Origin of the sequence: Streptomyces sp. NPDC006552 (assembly GCF_040611655.1) — a bacterium.
In the GTDB taxonomy this organism is placed as follows: Bacteria; Actinomycetota; Actinomycetes; order Streptomycetales; family Streptomycetaceae; genus Streptomyces.
Genome location: NZ_JBEXOS010000005.1, coordinates 158873 through 172369, shown reverse-complemented (window position 1 = coordinate 172369; position 13497 = coordinate 158873). Strand labels below are relative to the sequence as shown.

At 72.4% G+C, this 13497-nt stretch carries 12 protein-coding genes; 4 read left to right on the top strand and 8 right to left on the bottom strand.

Annotation, left to right across the window (positions count from 1 at the left end; all coding sequences use genetic code 11):
* Positions 1–44: 44 nt before the first annotated feature.
* The 5 genes from ABZY33_RS05310 to ABZY33_RS05290 all read right to left on the bottom strand — a co-directional run bounded on the left by ABZY33_RS05310 (position 45) and on the right by ABZY33_RS05290 (position 5447).
* Positions 45–869 (bottom strand): PP2C family protein-serine/threonine phosphatase, encoded by an 825-nt coding sequence (locus tag ABZY33_RS05310; RefSeq protein ID WP_356490116.1) that lies wholly within the window; start codon positions 867–869, stop codon positions 45–47.
* Positions 870–962: 93 nt separating this feature from the next.
* A complete protein-coding gene (locus tag ABZY33_RS05305) occupies positions 963–2366 on the bottom strand; it encodes a GH1 family beta-glucosidase (protein WP_356490115.1) in 1404 nt (467 codons plus the stop codon).
* A gap of 8 nt (positions 2367–2374) precedes the next feature.
* On the bottom strand, positions 2375–3205 hold the full coding sequence (locus ABZY33_RS05300) for a carbohydrate ABC transporter permease (protein ID WP_356490114.1): 831 nt from the start codon (positions 3203–3205) through the stop codon (positions 2375–2377).
* 5 nt (positions 3206–3210) lie between these two features.
* Positions 3211–4155, bottom strand: a complete 945-nt coding sequence (locus ABZY33_RS05295; protein WP_356490113.1) for a sugar ABC transporter permease — start codon at positions 4153–4155, stop codon at positions 3211–3213.
* 17 nt (positions 4156–4172) lie between these two features.
* Entirely contained in the window at positions 4173–5447 is a 1275-nt protein-coding gene (locus ABZY33_RS05290; RefSeq protein ID WP_356490112.1) for a sugar ABC transporter substrate-binding protein, read from the bottom strand.
* Between the two features lie 425 nt (positions 5448–5872).
* On the opposite strand from ABZY33_RS05290, the gene yicI reads away from it, so the two are divergent.
* Positions 5873–8101, top strand: coding sequence for an alpha-xylosidase (gene yicI, locus ABZY33_RS05285; protein WP_356490111.1), 2229 nt, complete (start codon positions 5873–5875; stop codon positions 8099–8101).
* 70 nt (positions 8102–8171) lie between these two features.
* Here the strand turns inward: yicI and ABZY33_RS05280 are convergent, their stop codons facing one another.
* Positions 8172–8600 carry a DUF3618 domain-containing protein gene (locus ABZY33_RS05280; RefSeq protein WP_356490110.1) on the bottom strand — a complete coding sequence of 143 codons (429 nt, stop codon included), beginning with the start codon at positions 8598–8600 and terminating at the stop codon, positions 8172–8174.
* Positions 8597–9034 carry a phage holin family protein gene (locus ABZY33_RS05275; RefSeq protein ID WP_356490109.1) on the bottom strand — a complete coding sequence of 146 codons (438 nt, stop codon included), beginning with the start codon at positions 9032–9034 and terminating at the stop codon, positions 8597–8599. Before ABZY33_RS05275 ends, ABZY33_RS05280 begins: the two co-directional genes overlap by 4 nt.
* A 199-nt stretch (positions 9035–9233) precedes the next feature.
* On the opposite strand from ABZY33_RS05275, the gene ABZY33_RS05270 reads away from it, so the two are divergent.
* From ABZY33_RS05270 to ABZY33_RS05260, 3 genes are all read left to right on the top strand, one after another.
* Positions 9234–9755 carry an SRPBCC family protein gene (locus tag ABZY33_RS05270; protein WP_356490108.1) on the top strand — a complete coding sequence of 174 codons (522 nt, stop codon included), beginning with the start codon at positions 9234–9236 and terminating at the stop codon, positions 9753–9755.
* 204 nt (positions 9756–9959) lie between these two features.
* Complete coding sequence (locus tag ABZY33_RS05265) at positions 9960–11612, top strand: SpoIIE family protein phosphatase (RefSeq protein ID WP_356490135.1); 1653 nt, start codon at positions 9960–9962, stop codon at positions 11610–11612.
* Positions 11613–11710: 98 nt separating this feature from the next.
* A complete protein-coding gene (locus ABZY33_RS05260) occupies positions 11711–12823 on the top strand; it encodes an ABC transporter substrate-binding protein (RefSeq protein WP_356490107.1) in 1113 nt (370 codons plus the stop codon).
* Between the two features lie 59 nt (positions 12824–12882).
* Here ABZY33_RS05260 and ABZY33_RS05255 read toward each other — a convergent pair whose 3' ends face one another.
* A complete protein-coding gene (locus ABZY33_RS05255) occupies positions 12883–13392 on the bottom strand; it encodes a 2'-5' RNA ligase family protein (protein WP_356490106.1) in 510 nt (169 codons plus the stop codon).
* Positions 13393–13497: the final 105 nt, after the last annotated feature.

Sequence of the window (13497 nt, the reverse complement as noted above, 5' to 3'; positions counted from 1 at the left end):
GCCCCTGTCCGTGTGTACGGGCCCGGCGCGCGGCCGGAAGGACGCTATGACGCGGTGCCGTCGTGGCCGACGACGAGGACGGCCGCGTCGTCCTCGTGCCCCACCGTGTCCGCCAGCTTCATCACCCCGTTGGCCAGGGCGTTGATGCCGAGGCTCGCCGCGGCCGTGACCTCGGCGAGCCGCTTCACCTGCCCCAGACCGTCGTCGAGGCTCAGCGAAGGGCCTTCGACGACGCCGTCCGTGAGCAGGACGAAGACGCCGCCCTCGGTGAGCCGGTGGCACGCGACGGGGTATTCGGCGCCGGGCAGCACCCCGAGCGGGGGCCCGCCGTCACCGTTGTCGATCCCGGACCGGCCGTCGGCGGTGGCCCAGATGTGCGGGATGTGGCCGGCCCGCGCGCACTCCAGGACGCCGCTGGCCGGATCGAGCCGCAGGAAGGTGCAGGTCGCGAAGAGGTCCGAGTCGAGGGAGCCGAGGAGGTCGTTGGTGCGGCCGAGCAGCTCCCCCGGGTCTCCGGTGACCGAGGCCAGGGCGCGCAGCGCCACCCGGATCTGTCCCATGAACGCGGCCGCCTGGATGTTGTGTCCCTGGACGTCGCCGATGGACAGGCCGATGCGTCCGTCGGGCATGTCGAAGGCGTCGTACCAGTCCCCGCCGACGTTGAGCCCGTGGTTGGCCGGCGAGTAGCGCACGGCCAGCCGGACGCCGGGCGGGCGGGGCAGGGTCTGGGGGAGCATGCCCCGCTGCAGGGCCACGGCGAGCTCGACCCGGGAGCGCTGGCTCGCCGCCAGTTCGCGTGCCTGCGCGGTGAGTGCCCCGAGCCGGGCGAGGAGCTCCTCGCCCTCGTCGGCCGCCCCGATGCGGAACATGTCCTCTACCTTGCCGAAAGAAGGCGGTGCCTGCATCTTTCTGCCGCCGGGGCCCCGGGCCGTCCCGCGCTCGGAGCCCCGCGCCGGCACGGGTCAGCGCCGGTGCGCGGCGATCAGCTGCCGGTACCAGTGGTAGCTGTCCTTGGGGGTGCGCTGCTGGGTGGCGTAGTCGACGCGGACGATCCCGAACCGCTTGGCGTAGCCCAGCGCCCATTCGAAGTTGTCCAGGAGCGACCACACGTAGTAGCCGCGTACGTCGACACCCCGGTCCATGGCGGCGCGCAGCGCCGTGAGGTGGCCGTGCAGGTAGGCGACGCGGTCGGGGTCGTGGACGGCGCCGTCCGCGGCGACCACGTCGTCTTCGGCCGAGCCGTTCTCGGTGATGTGGACGGGCGGCAGGGCCGCGCCGTACCTGGCCTTCAGGTCGGTCAGCAGATCGGTGAAGGACTCGGGGACGACCGGCCAGCCCATGGCGGTGCGCCGCACGTCCGGGTAGCCCACCTCGGTGTACCGGTTGTCGGTCGCGACGCGCGCCGCCGGGTCGGGCTCGCGGTGGGGTGCGTCGGCGACCACGATGGGCCGGTAGTAGTTGATGCCGAGGAAGTCGAGCGGCTGCGCGATCAGTTCGAGGTCGCCCGCGCGCCGGAAGTCCTGGCCGGTGATCAGCTCGCCCCAGGTCTCCTCGTCCGAGGCCGGGTAACGGCCCGCGAGGAGCGGTTCGGTCCACACGAGGTTGTGCTGGGTGTCGGCGCGCAGCACGGCGGCGCGGTCGGCGGCCGAGTCGGTGGCGGGGACGTTGCGGTCGAGGTTGAGGGTGATGCCCGCCTCGCGCACGCCTGCCGCCCGCAGCGCCTTCATCGCCAGGCCGTGGCCGACGAGCAGGTGGTGGGCGGCGGCGAGCGCGCCGGTGCCCTCCTGGGCGCCGGGCGCGTGCCGGCCCACCGAGTAGCCGAGGAAGGCGCTGCACCACGGCTCGTTGAGGGTGATCCAGCGCGGCACGCGGTCGGCGAGGTGCTCGGCGACGATGCCCGCGTACTCGCCGAACCGTTCGGCGGTCTCCCGCGCCCGCCAGCCGCCGCCCGCGGCGGAGCCGCTCTTGGACGGAGCCTCCAGGGCCTGCGGGAGGTCCCAGTGGTAGAGGGTGGCGGCGGGTTCGATGCCGGCTTCCAGCAGCGCGTCGACCAGCCGGGAGTAGAAGTCGAGTCCCTTCTGGTTGGCGGGCCCTTTCCCGGTCGGCTGGATGCGCGGCCAGGCGATCGAGAAGCGGTAGGAGTCGACGCCGAGGTCGCGCAGGAGCGTCACGTCCTCGGGGTAGCGGTGGTAGTGGTCGCAGGCCACGTCGCCGGTGTCGCCGCCGTCGGTGCGGCCGGGGGTGTGGCTGTAGGTGTCCCAGATGGAGGGGCCGCGGCCGTCCTCGGTGACGGCGCCCTCGATCTGGTACGAGGCGGTGGCCGCGCCGAAGACGAAGCCGGGAGGGAAGCTGGGCAGATCGCTCATGAATGGCCTTACTTGACGGAGCCGCCGGTGATGCCGGCCGCGATGTACTTCTGGGCGAGGACGAGCAGGACGGCCGCGGGGATCGCCGACAGGACGGACGCGGCCATGACCGAGCCCCAGTCGCCGACGTGGGCGCCGATGTACTGGTAGATGCCGAGGGTGACCGGTTTGACGTCGTCGGTGGTGTTGAGCGTGAGGGCGAACATGAAGTCGCTCCACGCGTAGAGGAAGGAGAACAGGCCTGCGGTGATGAGGGAGTTGCGGCTCATCGGCAGGACGATCCGCACGAAGGTGCGCAGCTTGCCCGCGCCGTCGACCTCGGCGGCCTCGATGACTTCCTTGGGGATGGCCACCATGAAGGAGCGCATCAGGACGATGGCGAAGGGGATGCCGAGCGAGGCGTCGGCGAGCATCAGGCCGAAGTAGGAGTTGACCAGGCCGAGATCGACGTACGCGCTGTAGAGGGCGTTGGCGACGACGATGCCCGGCACCATCTGCGTGATGAGTGTGCCGAAGACGATGGTGCGGGCCGCGCGCAGCCGGAACTGGGCCAGTCCGTAGGCGGCGGGGGCGGCGATCGCGAGGCAGATGACGACGGCGCCGAGCGCGACGGCGAGCGAGGTCAGCAGGTGGCCGCCCTGTTCCCGCAGGGCCGACGTGAAGCCGGACAGGTCCAGGGAGTGCGGGACGGGCGAGACCTCCAGCAGTCCGGACTCGGGTTGCAGGGCCGTGTTGACCATCCAGTACAGCGGGAACAGCATCACGCACAGGATGACCACGCCGGCGGTGGTGGCGCCCCAGCGGCGCTTGGGCCCGGTGGTCCCGGAGACGTTCGCCATGCCGGTCACTTCCCCTCGGAGCGGTTGGCCCGCAGGTAGAACACCGCGAAGACGGCGGAGATCAGGATCAGGATGTTGCCGACGACGGCGCCCGCGCCGAAGTCGAGCTGGACGAAGGAGTTCTGGTAGGTGAGGGTGCCCAGCGTCTGGGTGGAGTCGGCGGGGCCGCCGTCGGTCAGGGCCAGGATCAGGTCGAGGATCTTCACCGTCGACATGAAGCCGAGGACGAGGACGACCGTGACGACCGGCTTCAGCAGCGGCAGGGTGACCGAGCGGAAGGTGCGCCAGGCGGAGGCGCCGTCCAGGGACGCGGCCTCGTACAGCTCCTTGGGGATCTCCTGGAGGCCGCCGTAGAGGATGACCATGTTGAACGGGATGCCGATCCAGATGTTCACCAGGATCACGGAGAACAGGGCCATGCCGGGGCTGGTCAGCCACGGGGTGTGGCCGGCGAGGCCGAGCGTGTCGAAGAAGGAGTTGAGGACGCCGGTGTCCTGGTCGAGGATGCGGCGCCACACGATGCCGGAGACGACCATCGGCACGAGCCAGGGAAGCAGGATCAGCGCGCGCAGGACGCCGCCCAGCGGGAACTTCTTGGTGAAGAAGACGGCGAGCGCGAGGCCGATGCCGAACTGGCCGATCAGGGAGCCGACGGTGAAGACGATGGTGTGCCACAGCGCCTTGCCGAAGAGGTCGTCGTGGAAGACCTTGCTCCAGTTGTCGGTGCCGTTGAAGGGCGACCTGCCGTCGAAGAAGGTGGACGGGGAGAAGTCCTGGAAGCTCATCACGACGTTGCGGACGAGCGGGTAGCCGAAGAACAGCAGCATGAAGGCGACGGCGGGGACGAGGAAGCCCCACTGGGAGAGCGTCCGGCGGCCGCGCGCGCCGCGCGGTTTCACGGGCGCGGGCACGGCGGTGCGGGCCACGGGGGCCGTGGTGGTGGTCGTCATGATCGCTCGCGTCCCCTTCAGTTCCCGCTCGTGGCGCGGGTCTGCGCCTTCTTCAGCGCGGCCTCGCTGGACTGCCCGGTCAGCGCCGACTGGAAGGCGCTCTGCAGGGCCAGCGACACGGACGACCAACGCGCCCCGACCTTCGCGGTACGGGAGCGGGCGGTGGCCACCTGGTCGGCGAGGGCGTCGAGTTCGGGTACCTCCTTGCGCCAGAGCGCGGCGGCCTTCTCGTTGGCCGGCACCATCCAGCTGTTGCGCGCGTAGGAGATCTGCTCCTTCTCGCTCGCCATGCAGGCGATGATCTTCGCCGCGGTCTTCTGGCGGGCGGTGTCACCGGTTCTCGGCACGGTGAGTACGGCGCCGCCGAGCGGGCCGACCGACTTCCCGCCGGTCCGCGGGACCGGGATCTGCGCGATGCCCCAGTGCAGGTTCTTCTTGGTGTTGAGGGTCTCGACCTGCCAGGGGCCGTTGATCATCATGGCGGCGTTGCCCGCCATGAACTGGTCGTTGACGTCGGCCTGCGTCCAGTTGACCGTCGACTTCGAGAGCGAACCGTCCTTGAGGAGGCTCTTCCAGTAGTCGAGCGCCCGGGCCACGTCCGGGGTGGCGAGGTCGGTCTCGTCGCCGCCGTTGGACCACATGAACGGGGTGAACTGGAAAACGCCGTCCTCCGCGCCGCCCGCGCTCAGCGCGATGCCGTACTGCTTGCCCTGGGTCAGCTTCTTCGCCGTCCGGCGCATCTCGTCCCAGGTGGTGGGCACGTCCAGGCCCGCCTTGTCGAGGATGTCCTTGTTGTAGAAGAGCGCGAGGGTGTTCACCGTGCGCGCGGCTCCGTAGTACGTCCCCTTGTACGAGCCGAAGTCGACGATGCCCGCTGGGATGTCCGTGGTCGACAGGCCGAGGGAGCGCAGGTCGACCAGGCCGCCCGGCTCGGCGAACGTCGGCATCTCGGAGGCGTCGAACTGGATGACGTCCGGCAGTGACTTCGACGACGCCATGCGCAGCGACTTCGTCATGACCTGTGCGGCGGGCACGCTCTGCTGCCGGATGTCGATGCCCAGCTGCTTGCTGCACCGCCCGAGCGTGGCCGCGTCCCAGCCGTGGTACGAGTCGTCGGTCGAGGAGTTGAGCACGGTGTAGACGCCGTCGTCGCGCTGGGCGCCGCAGCCGGTGAGCGCCGCACCGGCGACGAGGGCGCAGACGATGGTGAGCGGGGCCGCGGCGCGCCGGGCTCGTCGGCCGGGGCGGCGGCGCCCGGGGCGCGCCGCGTCCGGCGGGGGAACTGCTGTCACGGTTGGTTGCCCTTGTCTGGGAGGGATGGCCGGCCCGGCCGGACCCCGGCGCCCCGGGGGGTGCGCGCGTCCCGGCACGACTCCCTTCACCGCGGGGCTGGGGGTGGAGCGATCGGACATGGTGCGGCCCTTTGCTACGCGACGACCCGGCGTCCACCGGTCGTTTGTTTTGGCCCTTGACTAATACGCCACTCGGCGTCGAAGCGCTAGACCTTGAGTCCCCAATCACGCTCTGCTGACCGCTTGTCACCAGGCACGACAAGGATCGAAGCGCTTCGACGATTTCGCCCGGAACTCCTTGCCCTTTTGGTTTCCGTACGGTCCAATGACGTCGGCAGACCCTTCCGTGGGCCGGGTCTCACACCCCCGTGACCGAGCGGCCGTCCGCCCCACCGACCGAACCACCGCTGCTCCCAGGGAAGAACATGAAGTTCACCGACGGTTTCTGGCTGATGCGCGACGGGGTCACCGCCTCGTACGCCACCGAGGTCCGCGACGTCCGCACGGACGCCGACAGCTTCACCGCGTACGCCGCCGTCAAGCGCGTCGAGCGGCGCGGTGACACCCTCAACTCTCCGCTGCTGACCACTGATTGCTTCTCCCCCGCCGAGGGTGTGATCGGCGTGCGCACCACCCACCTGGCGGGCACCCGCCGCCTGGGCCCCCACTTCGCGCTCAGCGGCGCGGACACCTCAGCGGCCCGCGTGCGCCGGGACGGTGACGTCACCGAGCTGACCAGCGGCTCCCTGTCGGTGCGGCTGGACACGGCCGCGCCCTTCACGCTCTCCTTCCGGGACGCCGACGGGCGCGAGGTGACCTCGGCGGGCCGCAAGGGCACCGCGTTCTTCACCGAGGGCGGGGGCGCGCACCACATGGCAGGACAGCTGACGCTCGGCGTCGGCGAGCAGGTCTACGGCCTAGGCGAGCGCTTCACCCCGTTCGTCAAGAACGGCCAGGTCGTCGACATGTGGCAGGCCGACGGCGGCACCAGCAGCGACCAGGCCTACAAGAACGTCCCGTTCAGCCTGCACCTCTCCCCCGCCGGCGCGTACGGCGTGTTCGTGAACCACCCCGGCCGGGTCAGCTACGAGATCGGCTCCGAGGCCGTCGGCCAGATGCAGTTCAGCGTCGAGGACCAGACACTCGAGTACTACGTCGTCGCCGGCCCGACCCCGAAGGACGTGCTGCGCCGCTACACCGCGCTGACCGGCCGCCCGGCCCTCCCCCCGGCGTGGTCGTTCGGGCTGTGGCTGACCACCTCGTTCACCACGCAGTACGACGAGCAGACCGTGACGTCGTTCGTCGACGGCATGGCCGAGCGCGACATCCCGCTGAGCGTCTTCCACTTCGACTGCTTCTGGATGCGCGAGTACCAGTGGTCGGACTTCACCTGGGACCCGGACGTCTTCCCCGACCCGGTGGGCATGCTGGCCCGGCTCAAGGAGCGCGGCCTGCGGATCTCGGTCTGGATCAACCCGTACATCGCCCAGAAGTCGGCCCTCTTCGAAGAGGCCGCCGCGGGCGGCTACTTGGTGAAGAAGGCGAACGGCGACGTCTGGCAGTGGGACCTGTGGCAGGCGGGCATGGGGCTCGTCGACTTCACGAACCCGGACGCCTGCGCCTGGCTCCAGGCGAAGCTGAAGGTCCTCCTCGACCAGGGGGTGGACTGCTTCAAGACCGACTTCGGCGAGCGCATCCCCACCGACGTGGTCTGGCACGACGGCTCCGACCCGGAGCGCATGCACAACTACTACACGCACCTCTACAACCAGGTCGTCTTCGAACTCCTGGAGAAGGAGCGCGCGATCGGGGAGGCGGTCCTGTTCGCCCGCTCGGCGACGGCGGGCGGCCAGCAGTTCCCGGTGCACTGGGGCGGCGACTGCTGGTCGTCGTTCGGCGCCATGGCCGAGTCCCTGCGCGGCGGCCTCTCCCTCTCCCTGTCCGGCTTCGGCTTCTGGTCGCACGACATCGGCGGCTTCGAGGGCACGCCGGACCCGGCGGTCTTCAAGCGCTGGCTCGCCTTCGGCCTGCTCTCCTCGCACAGCCGGCTGCACGGGTCGAGCTCGTACCGGGTGCCGTGGGAGTTCGGGGACGAGGCGGTCGACGTGGCCCGTACGTTCACCAAGCTCAAGCACCGCCTCATGCCCTACCTCTACGGGGCGGCGGCCGAGGCGCACGCGGCGGGGGTGCCGTTGATGCGGCCGATGCTCCTGGAGTTCCCGGACGACCCGACCGCCCGCGCCCTGGACCGGCAGTACCTGCTCGGCCCCGACCTGCTGGTCGCGCCGGTCTTCTCCGCCGAGGGCGACGTCGAGTTCTATCTGCCGGACGGCACCTGGACCCACCTGCTCACCGGCGAACGGGTCCAGGGGCCGGGCTGGCGCCGCGAGAGCCACGGGTACGACAGCCTGCCGCTGTACGTGCGCCCCGGCGCCGTGCTGCCGTTCGGGGCGGACGAGCGGCGCCCGGACGGCGACTGGACCACCGGTCTGACGCTGCTCGTCGCCCCGGGCGCGCAGGACGTGACCGTCACCGTCCCCGACCAGCACGGCCGCCGGGCCGCCGCGTACCGGGTGACGCGGGACGCGGCCGGGACCGCCGTGGCGGAACCGGCGTCCGAAGGGAGCCCGGCGCCCCGGATCCGGGAGCTGTGACCCGGGGCCGCGCCGCTGGACGTGGAGCGGTTCGCGGCCGACGAACGGCCGCGTCCGCCCCGGCCCGCGGTTACTTCTTCTTGCGGCGCAGCAGCATGTAGGCGGCGACCAGGGCAGCGCCCCCGGCGATCATCACCTTGCGGTTGTCACGCACCGCCTCGGGCGCCTTGTCCTGCCAGACCTGTTGCGCCTGGGCGGCCTTGGCCTTCACCTGCTCGGCGGTGACCGCCGCCTTGTCCTTGGCCTCGTCGGGCAGCCGCTCCTGCAGCGTCTGCACCGCCTCGGCGGCCTTCGCCTTGGCCTGTGCCGTCAGCTCCGAGGCCTTCGCCGTCGTCTGCTCCTTGAGGGCGGCGGCCTTCTCCTGTGTCCGGGCCTTGACGTCCGTCTTGTCGGCCAGCGCCTGCACCGTGTCACCGAGTTCGTGCCGGGTCTGCTCGACCTGCTCGCGCAGTTCCTCGGTGCTGGTGGCGGTGGGCTCGTCGTGGGGCGGCTGCGTCATCGCTTGGCACTCTCCTTGATCTCGGCCACATCGGCCTTGACACTGTCGATGGTCTGCTCGGGGGTGGGCGGAGCGGCCTGGGTGACCTCCTTCTTGCCGGTCATCGCCAGCACGGCGGCGACCAGAGCGAGCACCACGGTCACGATCAGCGCCGCGGCCCAGACGGGCAGCGGCACCGCGAGGGCGGCGATCGCGGTGGCGACCAGCGCCTGAAGCGCCAGGAAACCGACGAGGCCGGCCCCGCCGAAGAGACCGCCACCCTTCCCGTACCGCTTGCCCTTCTCCTTCATCTCCGCCTGTGCCAGCCGCATCTCGCCGCGGACCAGCTCGGTCAGCTGTTGCGAGGCGCGCTGGACCAGGTCGCCCACCGGTTCCTCGGCCCCGCGGGGGTGCGCGGACGTGCTGCCGGGCGCCTGCCTGGCTGTCTCATCCATCCTGGGCCTCCTTTCCGTGGCGACCGCGTACCCCCGAATACGCGAAAGCGACACCCTCGGAACGTGCAGACCCTGTGATCGTTCCGGCGCGGGAGGGGCGGTGCCGGCGGGAGTTTGCGTGTGCCATGCTCCTACTCCCCAGTAGCTTCGCCTCACCGCGGAGTCCCGGCGCTTCGCGTACCAGTGGAGAAGGATCCTCGTGGCCCGTGTGTTCACCGTGAGCAGCAGCATCACGATCGATGTGTCCGCAGCCGACGCGTACGCGGCGGTCAGCCGCCCTGAGGACATGGGCCGGTGGAGTCCGGAGAACCGTGGAACGGCGGACGGCTCGCCCACCGGACCGGCCGTCGTCGGCACCACGTTCGTCGGCCGGAACAAGCGCGGGGCGTTCCGCTGGGTGACGCGGTGCACCGTCACCGCCGCCGAACCGGGGCACCGGTTCGCGTTCCGCGTCCACGCCATCGGCCGCAAGCGGCCCGTCCTGCGCGGGCCTATCGCCACCTGGGAGTACCGGTTCGAACAGACCGGCGAGGGCACCCGCGTGACGGAGACCTGGACCGACGACCGCCGCGCCTGGCCCGCGTTCGTCGCCGGGGCCTTCGACCGCGTGGTGACGTCGGGCAGGACGTTCGCCGACTTCCAGCAGCGCAACATCGACCGGACGCTGCACAATCTCAAGCGCGAACTGGAGGCCGACGCCGGCGCCCGACGCCAGGACTGACGAGCGACGGGGTGGTGGCTCCGCCCCCGCGCGGGAAGCCCGGCGGGGGCGGCGGGCTTGACCTTTCGTGCGGTGGGTAACCACTGTTGTCTCACCGCAGGGTCGAAGCACTCACCGAGGACACGCATGGACGTCGCCGAGAACGGCATGGGAGATTCCGCTGCCCGCAGTCATCAGGGGCGTCCCGGCGCCCGGCGCGGGGCCATGCTGCACGAGCTGGCGGTCGCCGCCCTCCTCATCGACGACGACGGTCTGATCGTGGCGGCCAACGACGCGGTCCAGACCCTGCTGGGCACCGGCCGTGACGCGCTCGTCGGCCACGACGCCCACGACCTGCTCCACCGGGACGAGCACGGGCAGGCGGTCTCGCGGACACGCTGCCGGCTGCGCGAGGCGCTGCTCACCGCGCGCACCGAGCAGGGGGACACGGAGTGGTTCGCCCGCAAGGACGGCAGCGTCCTGGAGTCGTCCTGGCTCATCACGCCGTACACGCTCGACACACAGGCGTCCGGGGCGCTCGTCCTGCTCTACGGGCCGCGGCGCGAGGCCGGGACGCCGGAGGAGTCCGCGGTCCCGGCGCCGCTGACGGAGCTGGACCGGCTGGCCCTGCTGGCGGAGACGACCACCCAGCTCACCTCCACCCTGGACGTCGGGGAGGCGCTGCACCGGTTGGCCGCCCTGACGGTGCCCCGCATCGCGGACTGGGCGGTGATCGACCTCGTCACCGATCACGGCGAGGTACGGCGCGCGCTGGTCATGGAGGGCCGGCAGGGCACCCTCGTCGAGCGCCACGATCTGCAGGGACCCATGCCGCCGGTGCCCGAGGAGTCGCCGATGCCGCTGTCCCGGGCCCTGCGCGGCGCCGCTTCCTCTCTGGCCACCCCGCAGACCTATCAGGGCCCGCCCGATTCGGGGATCGCCGTCGAGCAGCTGCGGCTGTTCACGACGACGGGCATGCACAGCGCCGCCATCGCCCCCGTGCGGGGCCTGCGTGACGTGCTCGGCGCCCTGACGCTCGGCCGCTCCCACCGCCCCGCCCCCTTCACCGCCGCCGACCTGCCGCTGCTGGAGGACGTCGCGCGCCGGGCGGGCCTGGCCCTGGACAACGCGCGCCTCTACGAGCGCCAGCGCAAGGTCGCCGAGACCATGCAGCGCCATCTGCTGCCCCAGCTGCCCACCGTGCCCGGCGTGGCGATGCGGGCCCGCTACGTGCCCGCGCCGGACGCCTCCGCGGTCGGCGGTGACTGGTACGACGCGTTCGCCCTAGCCGACGGCGCGCACGCGCTGGCCATCGGCGACGTCGTGGGGCACGACCTGGACGCCGCGGCCGGGATGGCGCAGGTCCGCAACATGCTGCGGGCCTTCGCCTGGTCCCAGGGGCAGGGCGCGCCCAGCGCCGTCGTCACCCAGCTCGACGAGGCGATCCGGCACATCGTCGAGGCGTCCATGGCCACGATGATCCTGGGCCGGCTGGTCCGCGGCGACGACACGGTGTGGCGGCTGCACTGGACCAACGCCGGGCACCCGCCGCCCCTGCTGATCCACCGCGACGGCCAGGCCCGTTTCCTCACCGACGCACACGGACTACTGCTCGGGACGGGCGTCACCCGGCCCCGCCCGGACGCCGTCACCGTCCTGCCGCCCCAGTCCACGCTGCTGCTGTACACCGACGGCCTGGTCGAGAGCCCGCGCCGCTCCATCGACCACGGCCTCGAACGGCTGCGTCGGCACGCGGCCGCCCTGGCCCGCCGCCCCCTGGACTCCTTCTGCGACGCGCTGCTGGAGGAGGTCCGCCCCGACGACAACGACGACGACGTGGCCCTGCTCGTGCTGCGCACCCCGGCCGCCCGGGACTGAGCGCCCGCGGTCCGGTACCGGCGGAAGCCGTCCCCGGCGCGCCCGACAGGTACCTTTCGTGCGAACCGTTCCGCACCGCTCACGAAAGACGCCACCCCATGACCACGCCGGCAACACCGCCTCTGGCGCCCCGCACTGAGGGAGCGGCCGTTCGCATCGGCGTCCTCGCCCCGCTGACCCGCCCCGGCTGGACCGAGGCGGGCCACCACCTGCTCGCCGGTCTGGAGCAGGGCGTACGCGAGGCCGGCGGGATCGACGGCACGCCCCTGGAACTGGTGGTCCGGGACACCGCGGCCGACCCGCGGCGGGCCGAGGCGGCCGTGGACGAGCTGGCCGCCCTGGGCGTCGCGGCCCTGGCCGGTGAGTACCACAGCGTGGTCGCGCGCGCCGCCGCCGCCCGGGCCGACGCCCTCGGGCTGCCGTTCCTCTGCTCGTCGGCGGTGCTGGACGCCCTCACCGAACAGCCGACGCCGTGGGTCGCGCGGCTCTGCCCGCCGCAGTCCCGGGGCTGGCGGATCTACGCCGACTTCCTCCTCGCCGCGGGCCATCGCGACATCGCCGTGGCGGCGCAGCCGAGCGTCTACTGGGCGGCCGGCACCCGCATCCTGAAGGACCACCTGGCGGCGCGCGGCGGCACCGTCCATGAGCTCGACCTGAGCGCTCTGACGCCTGCGGCCGTCTGCGACCGGCTCGCCGAGCTGCGTACGACCGCGCTGCTGCTCCTGGCCGGACACCCCGATCCGGCGGCGGCGGTCGTCCGGGCGGTCCGCGGCGACCGGCGGCTCGCCCGGGTGCTGGTCGGCGCTCCGGCCGGGCAGCCCGAGTTCAGTGACTGGCCGGCGCGACTGGGCGCCGACGGGGCGGCGATCCCGTTCCTGCGCTACCTGCCCGAGCGCCTCGGCGCCCTCGGCACCCGCGTCGAGGCCGCCCTGCGCGCCCGCCTCGGGCAGGCGCCGTCCTTCGTCGCCTTCGAGGGGTACGACACGATCGCGGTCCTCGCCGCCGTGCTGCGCGCCGGCGGCGGCGAGCGGGCGCGCACCGCCGCCGCGTGGCCGGAGGTCGACGTCGAGGGCACGCGCGGACGGATCCGGTTCACCCGCACACCGGGCATCGGCGTCTGGCAGTGGGCGGGGCCGCCGGTCCAGGTCGTGGACCGGGACCCGGCGGCGGTCGACAGCTTCCGGGTCCTGCGCGCCGTGCCCGCCGGCTGAGCGCGGGCAGGGCGCGGGCAGGGCGCGGCGCGCAGCCCGGTCCTGCACGCCGTAGGTCCTCAGGGTTCGAGCGGCAGGACGGCGAGGCTCTGCCACCCGCCGGGGGTGAGGGCGACCGCGTGCAGGGCGGTGACCTCGGTACGGATCGGCAGGCGCGGGCCGATGCTGCGGGCGATGTCGACGGCCGTGCCGGGCTCGGCGTCCAGGGCCACGGTGACGTGCACGGGCGGGTCCTGGCCGAACCTGCCCCCGTACGGGACGCGCTCCGGGTACGCGGAACGCACGGCGGTGGCCAGGGCCCGTAGCTCGGGCACGGGGAGGCCGACGAAGCCACCGGTCTGTTCGACGGTGTCGAGGCGGACCGGGACGCGGCCGGCGGGTAGCGCGGCGCGCAGCCGGTCCAGCTCCGCGCCGTCGACCCGGCCGGCGGGGAGCCACGGGTAGAGCAGCGCGGCGTGCGCGGGCACCCCCGGCCGCACCACGCGCCCGTCCTTCGCGGCGGCCAGCTCCAGCAGCGGTCGGGCGTCCGGCAGCAGCGCCAGGACCGCGGTCGTTCCCAGTGCGGGCATAGGTCCTCCTTCCGTCGGCAGCATGCCATGCGCGGCGGCGGCCGGCGGAGCGCTCCGGTTGCCGGGGCGGGGCGGGTGAGCGAGTTTGTTAGGGATCGAGGGGGT